The organism is Streptomyces sp. AJS327 (genome assembly GCF_013450295.1).
Taxonomy (GTDB): domain Bacteria; phylum Actinomycetota; class Actinomycetes; order Streptomycetales; family Streptomycetaceae; genus Streptomyces.
On the sequence record NZ_SKBR01000003.1, the window covers coordinates 710,984 to 731,383 of the forward strand.

Here is a 20,400-nt window from a genome sequence, read left to right on the forward strand (position 1 = left end):
GTCCAGCCCGGCGCGCGTCAGCTTTCGGTGCTGCCGGGAGCGGTCCCGGTAGCCAGTTCCCGGGCCGCCTCGGTGAGGTCCTTCGCGGTGTCGATCGCCCGCCAGTACGCGCCGTTCGGCAGCGGGAACCCGGCCAGCAGGCGCTCCCGGGCGAGCCGCGGGAACGTGGTGCGCTCGTGGTCGCCCCGCTCCGGAAGCAGCGCGGTGAACCGCGAGGAGAACACGTACACACCCGCGTTGATCAGAAACGGTGACGGGGGTGCCTCGATGAAGTCGAGAACGTGCCCGAACTCGTCGGTCTCCACCGCGCCCCACGGAATCCGGGGACGGGCCAGCGCGAGAGTGGCGGTCGCGTCCCGTTCCACGTGGAAGGCCGCCATCTCACGGAGCGAGAAACGCGTCCAGATATCACCGTTCGTCGCGTACCAGGACTCGTTCTGACGGGGCAGCGAGGCGGCGGCGAACCGGAGCCCCCCGCCCCGGCCCAGAGGCTCCGGCTCCGTCACCGTCCGTACGCGCAGCGGCTGTTCGTTCTCCTCCAGCCAGTCGCGCAGCACCTCGGCGAGGTGACCGCAGGAGACGACGGCGTCGGTGACACCCTCCGCGGCCAGCCAGGCCAGTTGGTGCCCGATGATCGGCAGACCCGTCCCCGGAATCTCGACCATGGGCTTCGGACGGTCGTCGGTGTAGGGGCGCAGACGCGATCCCTGGCCGCCCGCCAGGATCACCGCCTGGGTGGGCTGACCAGCGCCGGAGGTGAGGCTCATGCCCCGAGCCTAAGCGGCCTCGCCCGCTGGCCCGCCCGCCGCCCCGCCGCCCGCAACCGGTCGCCGCGCCGCGCGGGCCCGGACGCGGAACTCCCCCGGAACCCCGCCGGATTCGGGAGCGGGATCCGGGGCGGGGTCCGGGGGAGGCCGGAGCGGTCCGGGACAGCCGGACCGGGTAGCGCGGAGCACGCCGTGCGGTGGCGGAGTCCGTGCGCGGAGGGAGCGCGGGTGGGGGCGGGCGATCGGGTACGGAGGGGCAGGTGTCCGGCGAGCACTGGGAGGACGGGCTACCGGGCGCTGTGTGCGGAGGACGACGGCGTGTTCACCGGAGGCCGACAGTCACCGGTTCACCAGCCTGACCCAGCGCCCAGTCCCCGGCCGCCAGCCGTCAGTTGCCCGCCGTCCGCCGTCAACCGGCGGCGGGGGCCGGGACGTCACGAGGTCCGAGCACCACACGGACGGGTTCCCGGACCGGACGGACATTCAGAACGACGAGACCACCGCACCGGCGGGACGCGTCACCTGACGAGGGCGCCCGCACCGGCCGGAGACGTTCCGCGCCGTCAGCCCATCTGCGCGACGCCGGTGGCGAACGCCGTGTCGCAGACCGGACGGGAGAAGCGCTGCGCCCCCGCCCCGTACTTGTGCACCGCAGCCTTTCCGAGCGCCTTCGCGATCGAGGCGCAGTGCTTGACCAGCGACGGCTTGCGCTGCATCGCGCGCTGGAGACTCGTCAGCGCGACGGCCGGATCCTTCTCCCGCAACTCGCCCACGAGTTGACGGCGGAGCCGCTCCTGCGGGGTCGCGGTCTTCGTGGCGGTCTTCTCGGCGGAGGCGGTGAGCACTTGGGAATCAGCGGTCGGAGTCGCCCACGGGACGCGGGTGACGGCGAGGGTCCCGGAGAGGACCAGGACGACCGGCAGGGCAAGGGCGAGGGATCGGCCGATTCGGCGGGCTGCGTGGTTCACGGGGGCGATCGTAGCGAGGAGTAGTCAGGTGAGGACAACGAGTCATTCCGTTGAGCGACAAAAAATCCGTGGCGTTCGAGTGTGATGTTGACGTTCCGTCCTTCGGCGGGTGCGTGACCTGCTTCGCGCTCCGTCCGTCGTCCTCCGTGCGCCGTTGACCGTCGGCGTGCCCGCCGGTCAACCAACCGCGCAGGGCCCGCGTCTTCCCGGATGTCTCCACGACCCCGCCGCCACGAACCCGGCCCCACGCCCCGCACGGCTCCTGATCCCGCCTCGGCCCGGCGTGCCCGACCACCCGGGCACCTTCGCTCGGAGCGGCCGCCCGAGGGTGGTCCCACCCCGCGAACGCCTGCGAACCGTTCGGCGGGGACCTGTTCGGCCGCGAACCGATCGCAGTGTGAGCCGTCTCGCTCACACACCGCCCTGACGGCACGCCCTCCCGATCGTGCTCCGTTCTGGACGCGAACGGATCGGGGCGGTACCGAACGACACCGGTCGCCCGAAGGAGGCGCGGAGCAGCGCGTGTTGACCACGCGAGGACGAACCCCGAAGCGTGAAGGGGTCCCGGCGGGGGTTCGTTGACGGACCGGCCTACGCGGCCAACCCGTCTACCCGACAGGGCCTGCCGTCCGCGTACGACACGGGGGCCGCCGACAGCGCGGCGACCCCCGGTACTTCGTCTCTCCCGGACTCTGTCCGTCCGGAGTCCGATCAGTCGCTCAGCCGCTCACCGGACGAGGTGGAGAAGACGTGCGTCTCCCCGCTGCGCGGCACCACGTGCACCACGGCGCCCTTCTCCGGCACCTGCCGCCCGGAGACGCGGACCACCAGGTCCCGCTGCTCGCCGCCGACGTCGGCGGTGCCGTAGATGTAGCCGTCGGCGCCGAGCTCCTCGACCACGTTGACCGTGACCGCGACGCCCGCGGGCTCGTCCTTGTCCTTCTTCGTGGCCTCGGCGCCCTCGCCGTTCACCAGGTCGAAGTGCTCCGGGCGGACGCCGACCGTCACGGTCTTGTCGCCCTTGTCCGAGGCGGCGGCCAGGGCGTCCCGCTCCACGGGGACGACGCTGTTGCCGAACTTCACCCCGCCGTCCGTGATCGGCACCTCGACGAGGTTCATCGCGGGCGAGCCGATGAACCCGGCGACAAAGAGATTCGCCGGACGGTCGTACATGTTCCGGGGGCTGTCAACCTGCTGCAACAGGCCGTCCTTGAGCACCGCGACGCGGTCACCCATGGTCATGGCCTCGACCTGGTCGTGTGTCACGTACACGGTGGTGATGCCCAGCCTGCGCTGTAGACCAGCGATCTGGGTGCGGGTCTGGACGCGGAGCTTGGCGTCCAGGTTGGAGAGCGGCTCGTCCATCAGGAAGACCTGCGGCTCGCGGACGATGGCCCGGCCCATCGCGACGCGCTGCCGCTGACCACCCGAGAGCGCCTTCGGCTTCCGCGACAGGTACTCGCTGAGGTCGAGGATCTTCGCCGCGTCCTCGACCTTCTTCCGGATCTCCGCCTTCGGGACCCCGGCGATCTTGAGTGCGAAGCCCATGTTGTCCGCGACGCTCATGTGCGGGTACAGCGCGTAGTTCTGGAACACCATGGCGATGTCCCGGTCCTTCGGCGGGAGATGGGTCACGTCCCGCTCGCCGATGCGGATACTGCCCTCGTTCACGTCCTCCAGGCCCGCGAGCATCCGCAGCGAGGTGGACTTGCCGCAGCCGGAGGGGCCGACGAGGACGAGGAACTCGCCGTCGGCTATCTCGATGTCGAGCTTGTCGACGGCGGGGGTGTCGGCGCCGGGGTACACCCGGGTCGCCTGGTCATAGGTGACCGTGGCCATGATGCTGTCTCCTTCACCGGCAGGTACGTGCCGGACGATCCGTCGTAAAGGGAGTCGTGCGACGGCACCGCGGAGAGCGGAACCGCCCCATCCGACGGGGCCCCGGCCACCGTCCCGCCCGGCGGCCCGCCACGTCACCGGAGGCGCCGCGTGGCGCCCCGACACCGGGAGAGCCGACCGTGAGAGGCCGGTTACCGAGAGGTGAGGACCACCGCGCGGATGTGCCGCGACGCTAACCCGCAGGTGGGCCGCTTGTCAGTACCTCCGGGCAAACTCCTTCCCCACCCCGGCGCCCTGGCGCCCCGCCCGCCCCCACCCCGCCCTCCCATGCCCCCAGCCCTCGTTCCCGCCCCATCCCTCCCCTCCCGCCTCCACCCGGGGCGGGGAACGACGGTCGCACGGCACCGGCCAATGGCCCACGGCCCCTCGTCACGCCGACAGCGCCCCGCCCCGTCCCCACCCCTCGGCCGCCTTCCCCGCGGTACGCCCCACTCGTTCCACCACACCGTCTGACCAGCCACAACCGCCCGTCACCCACACGCGATCCACAGCCGTCGGCCGCCCCTCGCGGCGGCAGCGGCAATGGTTGCGGAGGCCCCGTACGAGGTCCCGCCGGGGTCCGCCCAGGTGGGGAGCGAATCCGGAAAAGTGCCCGCCAGTCGACCCCGCCCGCCGGGTACACTGCACGGGCACGCGACGCTGCCGCCTTAGCTCAGCTGGTTAGAGCATCTGTCTTGTAAACAGAAGGTCGTCGGTTCGAATCCGACAGGCGGCTCTGAGGACAGCGGCTCCCACGGCTTCGGAAGCGCGGTGGTGACCTGGTGTTTCACGCCCCGCCTGGGCCTGCTTGGGCGGGGCGTTCGTCGTGCGTGCGCGTGCTCATGGGGCGTGGGTGAGCCCGAGGTGAGCCCGGCGGGTCTGGGGTGGACCGGGGGTGTGGGGCACTTCGCCGTGAGGTGGGGGTGGGGGCGGTTGGGGGCTCGTCAGCGGCTTGTGCGGCGGACGAGGACTGCTGTCGTTGTCGATCCCAGGACGACGAAGCCGGCGGCGCTGGCTATGCCGGCTTCGAACGAGGGGCCGGAGATCGGCACGCGCGTGGTGCCGCCGGTCGTGGTGGTGATCTCGCAGCCCCGCTCGGTGATCGAGGCGCTGGACGTGTCCGGGTGCAGTTTGCCGTCCAGGCAACGCTTGGCCTTCAGACCGCATGATGCCGCCCAGACGGCCACGCCTCCGCACGCGAACGTCGCCAGTAGCAGCACCGAGACCAGCGTTACGGCGGAGCGATCCGCCTTACGGGCGGGGGTGTTGGGAGGGTGTGTTCCATCGGGGTCTCCGTTGTGGGTGATGCCCTGCGGGCCGGATGCCGGACGGACGTCTGTCGCTCGGGGTCACGCTCTCGTGAACGGCGGTGGTTGCGGGGGCACTTCGCCGGTGGGGAAGGGCGGGGGCGGTGGGGTGGGGCGTGTCATCGGCGGGGAGGTGTCAGTCGTGGATGCCGAGGTCCTCGCGCGTCCGCTGACGCGTGGTGGCGAGGAGCGCTTCACCGTCGCTGGTGAGGGTGTGCAGGGTGGATCGTGGCGCCTCGCCGTCCCGGGCCAGGTTCCGGTCCATACGCTTCAGGAGGCTGTCGGCCTCGTCCAGGACGCGGTTGACGGCTCGGGAAGCCTCCAGAGTCCGGGCGGCACGATCATTTGGGCTTCCGCGTAGCGATCGCGGTAGTCGAGGTGTGCCTCCTCCAGCGCGGTCCGTTCCTGGTCGGTGTACACGCCGTCGCGCAGGCGGTGCGGGGCGTCCTTGAGGAGGGCGCTGAACTGACGTGAGGCGCGGTTTATCGCGGTGTAGGCGGCGCGACGCTGCGCGAACAGGCGGATGTGCCCGGCCTGTTCACGTTCCTCGGCGCGTTGCCGGGTGGTCAGGTGGTGGGAGACGAGTCGCGCGGAGGGAGTGCCGAGTTCGCCGACGATGGCGGTGATCACGGCTGCTGTGACTGCGGTCACCGTCCGACCGTACGGCGAACGGACCGGCCAACTCAGCGGGTGTGACGAGGAGTTGGCGGGTGTACCGAGAGCGGTGGCGGGAGGTCGGGCTTCGTGGCCGGGCGGTGGTAGCGGGTCAGCGCGGGGCGGGGACGCGGTGGCGACAGGTCGAGAACCTTGCGGTGACGGGGAGTTGGGGCGTAGCCGGTGGAAGGGCTGGGATCAGCCTGTGGGGGCGCGGAGTTGGGTGCGTGTGGTGGACGGGGCCCACTCCTCCCGTCGTTCCGGTGGTCAGCCGCGGTCGCGGACGAGGATCAGGTACGACTCCGGGCTGAGCAGGCCGAAGAGCCGATCCGCCGCGTCGGTGGCGGACCGGCCGGGGAGCGTCGGGCTTGGCGACCAGTGACTCGGTGGCGGTCCGCCGCACCGTGTAGCGCTGGTCCTGGCTGCCCGGCCACCGGGCGGCGATCCGCGATCAGCGGCATGATCGGCGCGACGCGCTCCGGGATCCCGCGGGTGCCGCGCACGTGGAGCGCGGTTGGTGGGCGCGGACGGCGCGGCGGGGGGGTGCGGAACCACTCCCGCTCCGTCGTCGCGACGGGCTCGGTGTCACCGGCGATCGTCGTGTCGATGACGGAGGCGAACGGCGTGCGCTTGTTGCCGAACGAGAAGTAGATCGACTGGACGGCCACGCCCGCCCGGTCCGCGATCTCCTGAAGGCCGGTCGCCCCGCATCCCGGGGCGAGGGGACGCGGCGGGGTCCGGGTCAGTGTTCGCCGCGCTGGTTCTCGTTGAACTCCCTTACCCAACGCTGGTGTTGCTTGTAGTTGTCGGTGAACCGGGTGTCGCCCGGTCGCACGGTGACGAAGTACAGCCAGTCGCCCCTGGGTGGCTTCACCGCAGCCCGGATCGCGTGTTCTCCCGGGTTGTTCACGGGAGTTGGGGGAAGTCCCCGGTGCCGGTAGGTGTTGTACGGACTGTTCAGCCGCGTGTCCGCATGGGTGGTGCGCAGGGTGGAGCGGCCGAGCGCGTAGTTGATGGTCGCGTCGAGCCCGAGTGGCATTCCCCGCTCCAGACGGTTGGCGATCACCCGCGAGACCTTGCCCATGTCGGACGGGTTGTCCGCCTCGGCCTGTACGAGACTCGCGACGGTCAGCGCGTCGTACGTGGTGGCCGCGCCCCGCCGCAACCGGATATGCGCGGTGCCGGCCATGTGGCCGAGCAGTTGACGGGCGGTGGTCCGCTCGTCGATCGGATAGGTGGCCGGGAACAGATAGCCCTCCGGGTTTCCGTCGGCTTCGCGCGGGAGGTTCAGTTCGCCGTGCCGCGCCGCTCGCCGTGCGGCCTTTCTGGTGGTTCCGCGCGGCAGGTCGAGCGCCCGGTCGGCGGCGGGGTAGACCTGGCTGGCCCGCCAGCCCTCGGGGATGACGAGCGACTCCGCGCGTCCCTCGTCCTTACCGGATCGGGTGAACACCAGCACGCTGATGACGATCGCGGCCACCACACAGAGGGCGCCCACGCCCAGCAGCCACCCCTTGCGGGGGACGATGAGGCTCATACGGGCAGGTTAGGCCGGTGTGGAGGGGTGTGCCGGGCGTGCGCCGCCGGGTGGGGGAGCGTCCGAGCGGGGAGTGCGCCGAGCGGGGAGTGCGCCTGGTGCCGGAGGTGGGGCGTGGGGACGTGACGCGGTGGCCACGGCGGTGGTGAAGGGGCGGCGCTTAGGGAGGCCGGTGGGGTGGGCTGGTTCGGCCGAGTCGTGGTCACGGGGGTGGGGCGCTGGTGGGGTGCGGGTGAGGCAGGGGTCGGTGGCGGGGTACAGGATGGGGGCATGGTGCGTGACGCGGCGGAACGAAACGGGGGTGTGGCCCCCGTACGGCGGCCGGAGGTCGATCTTCCGGAACTGCGGGAGTACGACGGGGGCCGGGCGGAGGACACGCTGGGGCCCAACGGCGATCACGACGGCGTGCGCTTCGCGGAGCTGGACCTGAGCCGGGTCCGGGCTGCCGGAACCACGTTCCTCGACTGTGAGCTGCTGAACTGCGCCTTGGACGAGGCCCGGTTCGACAACGCGCGGTTCCTCGACTCGGTACTGGACGGGGTGCGCGGGGCGGGTACCCGGCTGGTCGGTGCGGAACTCCGCGACGTCCGGCTCGTCGGGGCGCGGTTGGGCGGGGCGCAGGCGCATGGTGCGCGGCTGACGCGGGTGGTGGTGAGCGGAGGGAAGGTCGACTTCCTCAACCTCCGGCAGGCGGAACTGCGGGACGTCGTCTTCGAGAACTGCGTGCTGATCGAGCCGGACTTCGGTGGGGCGCGGCTGGAGCGGGTGGCGTTCCCGGGTTCCGTCGTGCGTGCGGCGGAGATCAGCGAGGTCCGTATGCGGGACGTGGATCTGCGGGGCGCCGCCGAACTCTCCCTGCGCGGGGACGTGCGGGGACTGTCGGGAGCGACGGTGTCCATGGAGCAACTGCTCGATCTCGCCCCGGTGTTGGCGTCCTCACTTGGGATCGGGGTCACCGGTGCCCCGGCGCCGGAGTGATGCCCGTTCCACGAGAGCGGTTCCACGACGGCGAGGTCCACGAGGAGCAGTACCACGACGGGCAGTACCACGACGGACGTTCACTCCCGGCTGGGTCACTGCGGGTTGGTCCGGGGGGTGGTGTGGGGAGGTGTGTCCCCCTCGTGGAACCCCGCCGGGGGAACGGGCTGTTGGCGAGGTTCGACGGGCCTCGCCCCGGGGTCGGGGACCGGCGGGCCTGGTGGGTTCGCAGGGGCGGTGGGCCGTGGTTGTGGGAGGCTCGCACGGACGGGGCCCGGTTCGACGGAGGAGGCGTGATGTTCGTCAAGTCGCTTGGGCAAGAGGCGGAGTTGCGGCCGCTGGAGCCCTGGTGGGCTGCGGAGTTCCTGGCGAACATCGATCGGGGGCGGGAGTACATCGGCCGGTACATCGGACTGCCGGACGTGGTCACCGATGTGGAGTCGAGCCGCGCGACCCTTCGGAGGTACGCGGAGAAGGCCGCCACCGACACCGGGCGTATCTACGGGATCTGGGAGGACGGCAAGCTCGTCGGCGGGGTTCTGTTCCGCACGATGGACCTGGAGCAGGGGACGGCGGAGGCGGGCTGCTGGCTGGAGCCGAGCGCGGTGGGACGTGGGTTGGTGACCCGCGCGTGCCGCGTGATCATCGACTGGGCGGTGGAGGAGCGCGGCGTCCACCGGATCGAGTGGCGGGTCGCGGCGGAGAACACGGCGAGCGTCGCGGTGGCCAGACGGCTCGGGATGACGCGGGACGGCGTCCTGCGGGAGTACTTCCTGCATCGGGGCGAGCGTCAGGACGTTGAGATCTGGTCGGTGCTCGCTCCCGAGTGGCGTGCGAACCAGCAGGCGGTTGACGCTCGTTGAGCGCCCTGCCGGTAGGGCGCCGGGCAGGGGCGGGGGTTCTCCGGCGTACCGGTTCGTCGGTGTACGGGTGCGGGGGTGCACGGGTGCACGGGTGCACGGGTGCATGGGTGCGGGTGTCAGCGGTGGTGCGGTGGGGCTTGGCCAACAGCCTTGCGGAACGGGGCTGTTGACCGGGGTGCGCGATCCGGGGGGAAGGCGAGGGTGTAGGCCAGCGCACCGCAGCCGACCACCCAGAACGGCCAGGCGAAGAAGAAGTACAGGAACTGTGAGAGGAATCCGAGGCCGAGTATCCCGAGCACCTGAAAGGTGGCGACCACGTGCACGCGCCAGAGGCCGTGCGGGACCGTACCCCGCTTCACCCTGCGGCCCACGAGGGCGCAACTCAGCACGGAGAGCGCGACGGAGACGGTGTAGACGGTGATCTCCGGCCCGATGGGGGCGTCGACGATGATCGGGAGGAAGTAGCCCAGGGTCAGCGCGACGGGGGCGATCCGGAAGGGAAGGTAGCGGCGGCGGGGTGTGGTGGCGGGAGACACGCTGGTCGTCTGCTGGGCGGGTGGCCCGGGGGTGGCTCGCCGGTCGGGCGCGGCGGACGCGGTGGGTTGGTTCGCGGAGGCGAAGGCGGGCGTCCGGTCCGACGGGGTGGCCGGTCCCCGCTGACCGGCGGGCTCGGTGTGCTGGAGGGGTGGTGCGGTGGGGGGAGCGGGTGTCGGGGCGGGGCCCGCGGACACGGTGGGGATGGCCGCGAACTGCGAGGGTGAGGACGGATCTGGCACGGGGCCCGGGGGTGCGGGGCGCGCTTGCTTCGGGCTCTGGGCCGGTGGCTGTGCGGGTGCCGACGCGGGGGCCGTGGGCGCCGGGGAGGTCGCGGTCGTGAACGCCGCGAGGTCGTTGGCGACGGGGTCGGGGAGCCAGGCCGAGGGGGCGGAAGCGGACTGTATCCGGTAGGCGCCGGTGTCCGCGGCGGCCAGCCCGAACTCCTCCACCAGCTCGGCCACCGTGGGCCGTTGGGCCGGGTCCTTGGCCAGGCAGCGTGCCACGGCCTCCAGTCCGGAGGGGGGCAGCGCGCTGAGGTCCGGATCCCGGTACGCGATACGGAAGTTGAGGGACTGGGCGGAGCCCACACCGAACGGTCCCCGGCCGGTGGCCGCGTAGGTGAGGACGGAGCCGAGGGTGAAGACGTCGGTGGCCGGGGTGACCGGATCACCGATGAGTTGCTCGGGCGCCATGAACCCGGGGGTGCCCACGATCATCCCGGTGTGGGTCAGTGCGGTCTCCTCGGCCGCGACGGAGATCCCGAAGTCCACCACCCGGGGGCCGTCGGGAGCGATGAGCACGTTGGCCGGTTTGAGGTCGCGATGGACCAACTCGACCTCGTGGATGGCCTCCAGAGCCTCTGCCAGCCCCGCTCCGAGGGTCCGAACCGAGTCGACGGGCCAGGGGCCGTGCCCGGCGATCGCCCTGTCCAGGGGGATGCCGGGGACGTAGGCCGTGGCGAGCCAGGGTGGCGCACCCTCCGGGTCCGCGTCGACGACGGCGGCGGTGAAGAAGGCGGTGACCCTGCGCGCCGCCGCCACCTCCCGCGCGAACCGGCGGCGGAATCCCTGGTCCTCGGCGAGTTCGGGCCGTACGACCTTGACGGCCACCAGCCGTCCACTGGGCGAGTGGCCCAGGTAGACGCGGCCCATCCCACCGGTGCCCAGCAGCGCGCTGATCCGGTAACGCCCCACCCGTCGTGGGTCGGTTGGCTCCAGCTCCGCCATCCGCCGTCCCTCGATGGCCCTGACCTCCTCGCAGTTCGGTCCCCGCGCGATTAAACACCACCGTTCCGCACCCCGCAGCCGCCCGAGCGGCGCCCGTTGATTCTCCACCGTGCGGAACGGGCCGCGCGGGCGGGGGTGATGTGGTGGGCGGGGGTGATATGGGCGATGCCGGCGTCACCCCTGAGGATCCGCGGTGGATCTGTTGGATCTGTTGGATCTGTTGGATCTGTGGGTCTGCTGGGCCTGTTGGGTCTGTGGGTTCGTGGTGGGTTCGTGGGTCCGGTGGTTCGGGCCCTGGCTCGGGCTCTGGCGACGGGGGGGGGACCGCGTCGACGGGGCGGCGCCGTCCGTCTTGGTGTTCGGGGAGGAGGGCGGGTTCGCGCTGACCGTCCGGGCTCGGGATCGCGGTCGCCGTTCGGGGTGGGCCACGGTGCCGACGGTGGTGTTCCGGGGGCGCCCGGGCGGCGACCGGGCCGTGCGGCGGGGTCGTGCAACCGCAACCAGCCCTGGTTGGCGGTGGGTTGGTGGCCGTACGGGCAGTGGTCCGGCCCGCGTGTCGGCAGCCGTTCGTGGGCGACCGACGGGACGGGTGATCCTGCTGGTCACGGGGCGGCTGAACGAACCGGGCGCGTTCCTGACCGGAGGGTGCGCGGGGGAACCGTCCACGTGCTCGCTTCCGGGGCGGCTTCCGGACGGATTCGGGGACGGTTCGAGGCCGCTTGCGAGCGGATTGCTTCCGGACGTGATCTTCCGGGATGGCCTCGGCGGGTGACGCGTCGGGCGGGAGCGGCGTCGGACGGAGCTGCCGGGCCGGGTCGCCGGAGGGGCCGCTGATCGGTCTTTCCGGAGATCGTTGGCTGTGACAAGCTGACCTGCGTGTCCAGTCCATTGCTTGAGGTGATCGCGCTCAGCGCGGAAGACGCGACCGCGGCCCGCGCCGGGGGCGCCGACCGCCTGGAAGTGGCGGCCGATATGGCGGCCGACGGGCTGACCCCGTCACGGGAGACCGTGGGACGCGTTCGGGAGGCGGTCGACCTCCCCCTCCGCGTCATGCTGCGGGCACGCGGGGGGTTCACCGCCGGTGGGTCCGCGGCGCTGGACGCCCTGACGGCCCAGGCGGCGATGTTGCGCGCGGAGGGCGCGGAGGAGTTCGTCTTCGGTTTTCTGGACGACGCGGGGCGTCCCGACTTCCGGGCCGTGGTGACGGTGGCCGAGGCCGTCGAGGGCTGCCGCTGGACCTTCCACCGGGCGATCGACAGCGCCGCCGACCGGCCGGAGTCCCGCCGACGACTTGCCGAACTACCCGGCTTGGACACGTACTTGACGGCTGGATCGGCGGAGGGCGTGGACGCGGGACGTTCCGTGCTGGTGGACGAGGCAGCCCGGACCCGCAGGGGCGAACCGGGGTACGAATCACGGCTGCTGGTCGGCGGTGGGCTCCGACTCGACCACGTACCGGGGCTGTTGGAGGCGGGCATCGACGCCTTCCACATCGGCCGCGCGGCGCGCCCGGAGGGCTGGGCCGGTCCGGTGGCGCCGGAAGCCGTCGCGGAGTGGCGCGCCGTCCTGGACAAGTAACCCATCACCGGGAGCGGTTCGGCGACCCACCGCCACCATGGGCCGCCATCACGGCACCGCCGCCGTGGACGTACCGCGCCCTGCCTCCCCCGGCGTGGCCCCGTGTCTGCGCCGTCCGTCCGTGCCGGGCCCCTGTGTCCCTGGGCCGTACCTCGTGCCGGAGCCACACCGTGCCCACGCGACGGCCGGGGGTGGCCCTCGGCCGTTCCGCCGCCGCACCCCCCGGCGCGGGCGGGGCGCAGTGTGTCGTCAATGTGTCGCGCAGGGACCGGGGTTGGCCCGGGCACGAGCCGAGGCCGGGGGATCGGTGGTGCGGTGTTCCGGGGCGATGAGTTCTCTCCGCCCGGGTGGTCTGACCTTCGTCGACAACCTCAGGAGAAACATGAGCCAGTTGGTGAGAGTCCATAACTTCAGCGTCTCGCGGGACGGGTACTGCTCCGGTGAGCACCAGAGTCTGGAGAGGCCGTTCGGCGACTCCGACCCCGGCGACCTGCTCGGCTGGGCGAGTGCCACGGCGAGCTGGCCCGGCCGAACCGAACCGGGCGGAAGCCGCGGGCTGGACGACTACTTCACCCGGGACTACGCCCGGAACATCGGCGCCGAGATCATGGGCCGCAACAAGTTCAGCCCGCAGCGGGGGCCGTGGGAGGACCACGAGTGGCAGGGCTGGTGGGGAGACGAACCGCCTTTTCACACACCGGTGTTCGTGATGACACACCACACACGGCCCTCGTTCACGCTGTCCGACACCACCTTCCACTTCGTCGACGGCGATCCGGCGACCGTCCTCGACCAGGCGCGGGAGGCGGCCGGAGGCAAGGACGTCCGGATCGGCGGTGGGGCCATCACCGTGCGGCAGTTCCTGGACGCCGACCTCGTCGACACCCTGCACGTGGCGGTCGCGCCGGTGACGATCGGCGCCGGTTCGCGGCTGTGGGAGTCGCCCGAGGAACTGTCCGACCGCTTCCACCACGAGCGGGTTCCGAGCCCGAGCGGAGTGACCCACCACCTGTTCTGGCGCGAGTGACCCACCACCTGTTCTGGCGCGAGTGAGGTGACGCGCCAGACCCACGTCCGGTGCCGCGAGGGCCACTTGGGCGTCGCGGCCCACCTCGGTGTCGCGACCGTCCGGTACCGGTGTCGGTGCCGCCGGTCGGTGTCGGGGTCAACCGCCGGTTCCGTCGCTGGCGGCGGTGCCCCCTTCGGCCCGTCCCGACGGTCGCTTCCGAGCCGCCGTCTCCGTCCCAACCGAGCCCGGGCCAGGCGGAGTCACCGGCGGGAGCCCGGTTGGTTCCCGGGCCGGGCCGAGTCAGAAGGCGCGAGTGAGGGGCTGGTTTCCGGGCCGGGCGGAGTCGGAGGCGCGAGCCCGGGCTGCGGGAGCGGTGGAGTCAGGGGCCGGGGCCCGGGAGTTCAGGAGTGGGCCAGGTAGCCCGCGAGGTTGTCGCGGCTGCGCTGGAGGGCGTTGATCCGCTCGTTCATCGCGTCCAACTCCCGGTCCACCAGCGTCCGTAGCTCTGTGCACCAGTTGATGCGCGGCTTCCCGCCGTACGTGTCTCCGTACGTACAGGGCAGCACGGTGCGGATGATCTCCGTGGACAGCCCCGCGTCCAGCAGCGCGCGCACCTGCCGGACGGTCCGCTCCGCCCCCTCGTCGTACGTGCGGTAGCCGTTCGCGCCGCGATCGGCGGTGAGGAGGCCCTGAGCCTCGTAGTACCGCAGCAGCCGTGGACTGACGCCGGTACGCCGGGACAACTCACCGATCAGCATGGACTCCCGCCCTTCGCGCTTGACTCTCACACTGGTGTCAGGCTCTAACGTCTTCCAGTGAGCGGGCATTCCCCGCAGGTCAACGGTGGTGTGGCCGGTCCCCGGACGGTCCGCGCGGCCGCGGCCCGCGCGCCCGGGACGCCGCTCGGTCCGTGTGCGCACCGACGACTGGGAGTGTGAGATGGCCACCATCACCGACCTCGACAATCCGACCACCGACGGCCGGTCCTTCCTCTTCGTGCTGGGCAGCTCACGCGCGGAGGGCAACACGGAGATCCTGGCGCGCACGGCCGCCGAACAGCTGCCCGCGCGGGTGTCCCGGCGCTGGGTCGACCTCTCGCGGCTGACGCTGCCCGACTTCCAGGACGGGCGGCACGAGGGGGGCGAGACGGTGGGTGGCGAGGCCGAAGAGACCCTGCGACGGGCCACGTTGGAGGCCACCGACGTGGTCATCGCCTCGCCGCTGTACTGGTACACCTTCTCCGCACAGACCAAGCGCTACCTCGACTACTGGTCCGGCTGGCTCTCGTCCCCCGACTCGGACTTCAAGGCGACGATGGCGGGCCGCACCCTGTGGGGCGTGACGGCGATGGCGGACCGCGAGGAGAGCGTGGCCGACGGGCTGGTGACCACCATGAACAACACCGCCGCCTACATGGGCATGCGCTTCGGCGGGATGCTGTTCGGCAACGGGTCCCGGCCCGGTCAGGTACGCGACGACCTGGACGCGCTGGACCGGGCCCGTACCTTCTTCACCCGCCCGGCGGCCCCGATCGCCCGCTTCTCCCACGAACTCCAGGCAGCGTAGGGCGTGTTGGGGTGCGGTCCCAGCGCCGGGGTCCGCCGGGAGGTCGCGCCCACACGGTCGCGACGCGGGCGGCTATGCGGTGGCGGGGGAGGGGGCCGGACGCCGAGAATCGGCGGATGATCTCCCCCGCCACGCCCTTCCTGACCACCGACCGGCTGCTGCTGCGCCCGTTCACCGAGGACGACGAGGACCTGCTGGTGGAGCTGGACAGCGACCCCGCCGTGATGCGCTACCTCACCGGCGGGCGTCCCACCCCCCGGGAGCGGGTACGCGAGGCGGTGCTGCCCGGACTGCTGCGCCACCACTCGACCCTGGGGACGCGCGGCTTCTGGGCAGCCGAGGAGCGGGTCTCCGGGCGCTTCCTCGGCTGGTTCGAGTTCTGCCCCGAAGACGCGGCGGGCACCGTGGAGTTGGGCTACCGGCTCCGCCGGGACGCCTGGGGGTCCGGCTACGCGACCGAGGGCGCGCGGGCCCTCGTCCGTAAGGGGTTCACCGAGTTGGGCGTGCGCCGGGTCGTCGCCTACACCATGACCGTCAACTCCCCCTCGCGGAAGGTGATGGAGAAGACCGGGCTGCGGTTCGTCCGTACCTTCTTCCAGGACTGGCCGGAGGCCATCGAGGGCTCCGAACAGGGCGAGGTGGAGTACGCCCTGACGGCGGAGGAATGGCACTCCGGCCAGTGAACTTCTGCTGGAACGCGAGTGGTTGCACGTCCCCGCTCCGGAGGGGAGGAGCGGAGACGTGCGGCGCGTTCCCGTGGAGCGGGTGGGCGGTCGCTGTCAGGAGGCGGCGGTGAGGGCTTCCGGGAGCGGCTGGGCGTGCACCACGAGCAGACCGGAGACGGCCCGGGTGAGGCAGACGTAGAGGCGGCGCAGCCCGGTGCGCTCGTCCGGTTCGGCGGCCACCAGCGCCGCCGGTTCCTCCAGCACCACGTGGTCGTACTCCAGGCCCTTGGCCAGACCGGCGGGCACGAGCGTGAGCCGGACGTCCGGGGCGGTCCCCTCGCCCGGCCGCAGCCAGGGCACTCCCGCCCCGTCGAGGAGCCCCTCCCACTCCGGGACGCGCGCGTCCGAGACGATCAGGCCGACGGAGCCCTCGCGTTCCAGCGCGCGCCGCACGGCCTCGTGCACCGCCTCCGTCAACGCGCCCTCCGGGCACCGCAGTACGGCGAAGTCGCCGGGGGACTCCCGAACCGACGTGGCCTCGCGGAGTGTCGGCGCGATCTCGGGCAGCAGCCGGGAGGCGTAGGCGATCACCTCGCGCGGCACCCGGAACCCGCGCGTCAACTCCGTTACCTCCGCTCCCGGTTTGCCGAGGTGCGTGAGCGCGTCGGTCCAACTCCGCGTGGCCCAGGGGGTGGTGCCCTGGGCGATGTCCCCGAGGACAGTGGCGGTGCCGGTGGCGCAGCGGCGACCCACCGCGCGGTACTCCATGGGGGAGAGGTCCTGTGCCTCGTCCAGCACCACATGGCCCAGCGAGGAGAGGCGGGACACCAGATCGGTGGCCTCGTCCACCAGCACCGCGTCCGCCGCCGACCACCTGGCGGACCGCACTCCCCGCGCGGGTTTCGGCCAGAGCACCGCCCGCTGCTCCTCGGGGGTGAGCAGCCCCTCGGACTGCTCGGCTAGGAAGTCCGCGTCGGACAGCAGCCGCAGGACCAGCTTCGCCGGATCCACCGCCGGCCAGCAGAAGTTGACGATCGCCTTGACCGGGGCGGAGCGGGCCACGGCGTTCTGGGTTCGGTCGTCGGGTGCCTCGCCCGCCCGTTCCATCCGCACGAGCACGGCGTGCGCGAGGCGCTGCGGCAACGCCTCCCGGGCGGCGCCGTAGCGCATGTCGCGGGTGTCGCCCCAGCGGTCGATGTCGGCCCGCAACTCCTCGACGATGCCCCGGAGTTCGTCCACCGGCACGCGCCAGGTACGGGAGCCGCGCACTAGGGCCAGCGGTTCCTCCGGAGCCCGTACACCGGAGCGCACCGCGCGGCGCAGCAGCTGGGCCATCCGCGCGTCCCCCTTGACCGTCGCCGCCCGCGCCGTGTCGGCCCCGCGCACCGGCACGTGGGCGACCAACTCCGCCACCGTGGACTGCCGGACCCGGACCTCACCGAGGGCGGGGAGCACCTGCTCGATGTAGCGGAGGAAGGAGTCGTTCGGCCCGAGGATCAACGCGCCGCCGCGCGCGAGGCGTTCGCGGTGCGTGTACAGCAGGTAGGCGACGCGGTGCAGGCCAACCGCCGTCTTCCCGGTGCCGGGCGCGCCCTGCACGCAGAGCGTCTCCCCGACCTCCGCGCGGACGATCTCGTCCTGTTCCGGCTGGATCGTCGCGACGATGTCCCGCATGGGGCCGACGCGTGGCCGTTCGATCTCGGCCCGCAACAGCGCGCTCGTCTCTCCTGAACTGCCCTCCGCGGACGGGGTGTCGGCGTCAGCTGGCGAGTCCGTGCCGGGGTCGCCCGCGAACCGCTCGTCCTCGTAGGCGGTCAACTCCCCGCCGGTGTAGCCGAATCGGCGGCGCAACGCCACGGACTGCGGGTCCTGCCGGGAGGCGCGGTAGAAGGGACGGGAGACCGGCGCGCGCCAGTCGATCACCATGGGGTCGCCGTCCGCGTCGTGGACGTGGCGGCGGCCGATGTAGTAGCGGGTGGACTCGCCGGACCGGTCGGGCACCGTGTCCAGCCGTCCGAAGAACAGCGGTGTCTCGGCGAGATCCGCCAGCGCGGCGATGCGTTTGTCCAGGTCGGCCCGGAGGATCTGGTCGTTGACCCAGCTCGTGGTGGAGCTGGTCTCCAGGCTCTCGGCGTTCACGCGCATCGCGCGCAGCGCCGCCCGGGACGCGGCGAGGTGGGCCTGCTCGCTCTCCAGCGGGCCGCCGTCCGAACGTTCCCGCTCGGCGTCCGAGCGTTTCCGGTCGGTTTCCGGGTGTTTCCCCTCGCTGTCCGGGCGTTCGTGGTCGAGGGGCGGTGGCGTGCCGGACACGGATGTGCCTCCAGGGATGACCGCCGCGAGCGCGCGCGACAGGGCACGCGGCGGCGGTGGAACGGGTACGGAAGGGGTGGCCCGGCCGGTTTCCGTGCGGCGGGCACCTCCCGGGCGGGGAGGAGGCAGAAGTCGGGGAGTGTAGTGCCGGGGCCCGGGAACCGCGAACGGTTTTCCTCGCGGTCCGCCGGGCCGCCCGGGCTGCCGCACCACCGCGACGCCGGGCTGCCCGTGCCCCGTGCGCCCGGCCGTGTCCGTGCGCCCGGCCGTGTCCGTCCGTCCGCGTCCGTCCGCCCTGCCGTGTCTGCCGTGTCTGCCGTGTCCGTCGGCTCGGCGGCCCGCTGTCCGCCCGCTCGCTGGCCGCCGGTCCGGGGCCCTCTCAGGGGTGAACCCCGAAGCTCTCTCCGGGGCGGCTCACCCCGGGGAGGGACACGCGGGCCCGGCCGCCGGGACGTGCGGCTGATGTGCGGAGTGGCCGGTCCGCCGCAGGCTGGGGGCATGAATCACACGGTCACTGATCCCACGCGGCACGGCCCGTCCGGCACCGGATGCCCCGGCGTGACCGCCCCCGCCAACCGGAACGCCCCCGGGGCCCGCAGCACACCCGGCAACGGGAACGCACCCGGGGCCCGGAGCACGCGGGGCGCCCGGAACGCGGCGAACGCCGGAGGTACGGACGGGCTGGCGGAGGCCCCGGTGGGTGGCGCGCGGCGCGGGCACCGCATCGGGAACGGGCTGCGTGCCGTGCGGGTCTTCCTCGGCACCGCGTTCGAGGTGGCCGTCCTCGGCGCGCACGAGGGACGGTCGGCGGACGGCCCGGACCGTTGCCGGGACGCCCAGCAACCGGTCCGCCAACCGGTCCGCTGAGCACCGGGAGGCTCACCAACCGGCCCGCTGAGCACCCGGACGCTCGCCAACTCGCCCGCCGAGTACGGGAACACGCACCAACCGGCCGCTGTGGACCGGGACGTACGGGGGCTCGACTGCCAACTCCCCAGGACGCCCGCCGTGTTGCGAGCTCGACGTGTGGCTTCTTGTGGCTGGGCGAGGGTCGGCTGACGCGGAAGCAGCGCACGGCACACGCGGGGACGCGCGGGCCGTGCGCTGGCACGCCAGGTTCCGGCCCTACGGGGCCATGTTCGCGCTCTCGTTCCCGTTCTTCTCGGCCCATTCGACCAGTTCGACGGGGACCCCGTTGGGGTCGGCGACCATGAACAGCCGCTCGCCCCACGGCTCCTCGCGCGGCTCCAGGGTGATGGTGACCCCTTCGGCGCGCAGTCGCTCGTACTCCCTGTGCAGGTCGTTCACGACGAAGGCGAGGATCACCCCGTCCGCGGTCCGGTCGCGGAAGCCCTCGGGGAGCACTTCGAGACCGCGCCGGTGGAAGACCACGCTGGGCGCGCCGGGGTGGCTGAGGGAGGCGAAGCCGTCGGCGGCCATGGCCTCGGTGTAGCCGAAGTGCCTGGTCAGGAACGAAACGGAGGCCGGAACGTCGTCGACGGTCAGGCATATGGCGGTGTCGGTGATGTGCACGGAACTCCTCGCTGGGGCGGCTCAAGCTTTCTCTGTACGTTGTACTCTGTACCACATACGGAGTTACTGCGCGGGGAGTCGTGGCGCAACGTTTCCGGAGGGCGGGAGGGGCTGTGACGCGGAACCGCGGCGGGGTGGGGACCCCGGGCGTCCGTCACCAGCACGTCCGCCAACTGGACTACCGCGTAACGGAGTTCGGTCGAGTGGTCGACGGGCGAGGCGAGATGAGGCGCGGCGGGCGGTCGCGTACGGGGTCAGGCCGCGCGCAGCAGCAGGTGGCCCCGGGGGAGTTGCCGTTCCCCCTCGTACGGGGCGCGGAGCATCCGTGCGGCCTCGGTGAACCCGGCCGCGGCCGTCAACTCGGCCAGCTCGTCGATCGGCCACCGGTAGGCGGTCGTCACCTTGTGGTCGAAGGCCGCGACCGGTTCGCCGCCCGACTCGAAGAAGGCGAGCAGGAGATGGCCGCCCGGCCCGAGAACCCGCCGGAACTCCGCGAGGTACGAGGGCAGTTCGCGGGGTGGAGCGTGGATGACCGAGTACCAGGCGACGACGCCGCCCAGCGCGCCGTCCGCGAGGTCGAGGGCGTCCATGGAGCCGACCTCGAAGCGCAGGTCCGGGTGGGTCTCCCGGGCCAGGCCGACCATCGCCGGGGACAGGTCGACGCCGAAGACGTCCAGCCCAAGGTCCCGCAGGCGCGCGGTCACCCCGCCGGGGCCGCAGCCCAGCTCCGCGACGGGTCCGGCACCGGAGGACCCGGCCAGTTCCGCGAACGCGGCGAGGACGGAGCGTTCCAGCGGATACGCGTCCAGCTGGTCGAGGCCGAGTTCGGCGTAGAGGGCGGCGACGCCGTCGTAGGCGTTCGCCGTCGCGCGCAGGTGCGGGGAAGGTGCGGTCACGGGCGAGAACCCTAGGACGTCCGCCCGCCCTCCCGTACCGCCGCCCACGAGCCGGACACCGCTCCGGGGCACCGCCCCGCCCTGATCCCGGTCCCGGTTAGACGCTCCCGCGCCCCGGGTGACCGCGACCC

Annotated in this window: 20 protein-coding genes and 1 tRNA gene; 8 read left to right on the plus strand and 13 right to left on the minus strand. The window is 72.4% G+C overall.

Annotated elements, in window-relative coordinates; all coding sequences use genetic code 11:
• Window positions 1-17: 17 nt before the first annotated feature.
• The 3 genes from E0L36_RS20205 to E0L36_RS20215 form a co-directional block, all read right to left on the minus strand.
• A complete protein-coding gene (locus E0L36_RS20205; protein ID WP_180930532.1) occupies window positions 18-767 on the minus strand; it encodes a nucleotidyltransferase family protein in 750 nt (249 codons plus the stop codon).
• Window positions 768-1,330: 563 nt separating this feature from the next.
• Entirely contained in the window at window positions 1,331-1,735 is a 405-nt protein-coding gene (locus E0L36_RS20210) for a hypothetical protein (protein ID WP_180930533.1), read from the minus strand.
• 711 nt (window positions 1,736-2,446) lie between these two features.
• A complete protein-coding gene (locus E0L36_RS20215; protein ID WP_180930534.1) occupies window positions 2,447-3,574 on the minus strand; it encodes an ABC transporter ATP-binding protein in 1,128 nt (375 codons plus the stop codon).
• Window positions 3,575-4,275: 701 nt separating this feature from the next.
• Between E0L36_RS20215 and E0L36_RS20220 the strand changes: the two genes are divergently transcribed.
• Window positions 4,276-4,349 (plus strand) — tRNA-Thr (locus E0L36_RS20220).
• A 208-nt stretch (window positions 4,350-4,557) separates the two neighbouring features.
• Here E0L36_RS20220 and E0L36_RS20225 read toward each other — a convergent pair.
• From E0L36_RS20225 to mltG, 5 genes are all read right to left on the minus strand, one after another.
• Window positions 4,558-4,833 carry a hypothetical protein gene (locus tag E0L36_RS20225; protein WP_180930535.1) on the minus strand — a complete coding sequence of 92 codons (276 nt, stop codon included), beginning with the start codon at window positions 4,831-4,833 and terminating at the stop codon, window positions 4,558-4,560.
• 223 nt (window positions 4,834-5,056) lie between these two features.
• The gene (locus tag E0L36_RS27860; protein ID WP_258016345.1) at window positions 5,057-5,185 is read right to left on the minus strand and encodes a hypothetical protein; all 129 of its coding nucleotides are present in this window, start codon (window positions 5,183-5,185) and stop codon (window positions 5,057-5,059) included.
• Window positions 5,186-5,190: 5 nt separating this feature from the next.
• A complete protein-coding gene (locus E0L36_RS20230) occupies window positions 5,191-5,571 on the minus strand; it encodes a hypothetical protein (RefSeq protein WP_258016346.1) in 381 nt (126 codons plus the stop codon).
• A gap of 293 nt (window positions 5,572-5,864) precedes the next feature.
• Window positions 5,865-6,359, minus strand: a complete 495-nt coding sequence (locus E0L36_RS28545) for a helix-turn-helix domain-containing protein (RefSeq protein ID WP_219636841.1) — start codon at window positions 6,357-6,359, stop codon at window positions 5,865-5,867.
• Complete coding sequence (mltG, locus tag E0L36_RS20240) at window positions 6,317-7,108, minus strand: endolytic transglycosylase MltG (RefSeq protein ID WP_180930536.1); 792 nt, start codon at window positions 7,106-7,108, stop codon at window positions 6,317-6,319. The genes E0L36_RS28545 and mltG overlap by 43 nt, the downstream gene beginning before the upstream one ends.
• 270 nt (window positions 7,109-7,378) lie before the next feature.
• Between mltG and E0L36_RS20245 the strand changes: the two genes are divergently transcribed.
• Together E0L36_RS20245 and E0L36_RS20250 are read left to right on the plus strand one after the other, a co-directional pair.
• A complete protein-coding gene (locus tag E0L36_RS20245) occupies window positions 7,379-8,086 on the plus strand; it encodes a pentapeptide repeat-containing protein (RefSeq protein WP_180930537.1) in 708 nt (235 codons plus the stop codon).
• Window positions 8,087-8,382: 296 nt separating this feature from the next.
• Window positions 8,383-8,949, plus strand: coding sequence for a GNAT family N-acetyltransferase (locus E0L36_RS20250; RefSeq protein ID WP_180930538.1), 567 nt, complete (start codon window positions 8,383-8,385; stop codon window positions 8,947-8,949).
• Window positions 8,950-9,065: 116 nt separating this feature from the next.
• Here E0L36_RS20250 and E0L36_RS20255 read toward each other — a convergent pair whose 3' ends face one another.
• Window positions 9,066-10,712, minus strand: coding sequence for a serine/threonine-protein kinase (locus tag E0L36_RS20255; protein WP_219636842.1), 1,647 nt, complete (start codon window positions 10,710-10,712; stop codon window positions 9,066-9,068).
• Between the two features lie 876 nt (window positions 10,713-11,588).
• Between E0L36_RS20255 and E0L36_RS20260 the strand changes: the two genes are divergently transcribed.
• Both E0L36_RS20260 and E0L36_RS20265 read left to right on the plus strand, forming a co-directional pair.
• Window positions 11,589-12,290: a copper homeostasis protein CutC gene (locus E0L36_RS20260; protein ID WP_308416845.1), complete on the plus strand. Its 702-nt coding sequence runs from the start codon at window positions 11,589-11,591 to the stop codon at window positions 12,288-12,290.
• Between the two features lie 382 nt (window positions 12,291-12,672).
• Window positions 12,673-13,317, plus strand: coding sequence for a dihydrofolate reductase family protein (locus E0L36_RS20265; RefSeq protein ID WP_180930539.1), 645 nt, complete (start codon window positions 12,673-12,675; stop codon window positions 13,315-13,317).
• A gap of 383 nt (window positions 13,318-13,700) precedes the next feature.
• Here the strand turns inward: E0L36_RS20265 and E0L36_RS20270 are convergent, their stop codons facing one another.
• On the minus strand, window positions 13,701-14,057 hold the full coding sequence (locus E0L36_RS20270; protein WP_180930540.1) for a MerR family transcriptional regulator: 357 nt from the start codon (window positions 14,055-14,057) through the stop codon (window positions 13,701-13,703).
• Window positions 14,058-14,238: 181 nt separating this feature from the next.
• On the opposite strand from E0L36_RS20270, the gene E0L36_RS20275 reads away from it, so the two are divergent.
• Both E0L36_RS20275 and E0L36_RS20280 read left to right on the plus strand, forming a co-directional pair.
• Window positions 14,239-14,865: a flavodoxin family protein gene (locus tag E0L36_RS20275; protein ID WP_180930541.1), complete on the plus strand. Its 627-nt coding sequence runs from the start codon at window positions 14,239-14,241 to the stop codon at window positions 14,863-14,865.
• A 116-nt stretch (window positions 14,866-14,981) separates the two neighbouring features.
• A complete protein-coding gene (locus tag E0L36_RS20280; RefSeq protein ID WP_180930542.1) occupies window positions 14,982-15,548 on the plus strand; it encodes a GNAT family N-acetyltransferase in 567 nt (188 codons plus the stop codon).
• A gap of 96 nt (window positions 15,549-15,644) precedes the next feature.
• Here the strand turns inward: E0L36_RS20280 and E0L36_RS20285 are convergent, their stop codons facing one another.
• Window positions 15,645-17,840 carry an AAA family ATPase gene (locus E0L36_RS20285; RefSeq protein ID WP_374705563.1) on the minus strand — a complete coding sequence of 732 codons (2,196 nt, stop codon included), beginning with the start codon at window positions 17,838-17,840 and terminating at the stop codon, window positions 15,645-15,647.
• Between the two features lie 498 nt (window positions 17,841-18,338).
• Between E0L36_RS20285 and E0L36_RS20290 the strand changes: the two genes are divergently transcribed.
• Window positions 18,339-18,707, plus strand: a complete 369-nt coding sequence (locus tag E0L36_RS20290; protein ID WP_180930543.1) for a hypothetical protein — start codon at window positions 18,339-18,341, stop codon at window positions 18,705-18,707.
• Window positions 18,708-18,965: 258 nt separating this feature from the next.
• Here the strand turns inward: E0L36_RS20290 and E0L36_RS20295 are convergent, their stop codons facing one another.
• Window positions 18,966-19,373, minus strand: a complete 408-nt coding sequence (locus E0L36_RS20295; protein ID WP_180930544.1) for a VOC family protein — start codon at window positions 19,371-19,373, stop codon at window positions 18,966-18,968.
• A gap of 254 nt (window positions 19,374-19,627) precedes the next feature.
• Window positions 19,628-20,269 carry a class I SAM-dependent methyltransferase gene (locus tag E0L36_RS20300; RefSeq protein WP_180930545.1) on the minus strand — a complete coding sequence of 214 codons (642 nt, stop codon included), beginning with the start codon at window positions 20,267-20,269 and terminating at the stop codon, window positions 19,628-19,630.
• Window positions 20,270-20,400: the final 131 nt, after the last annotated feature.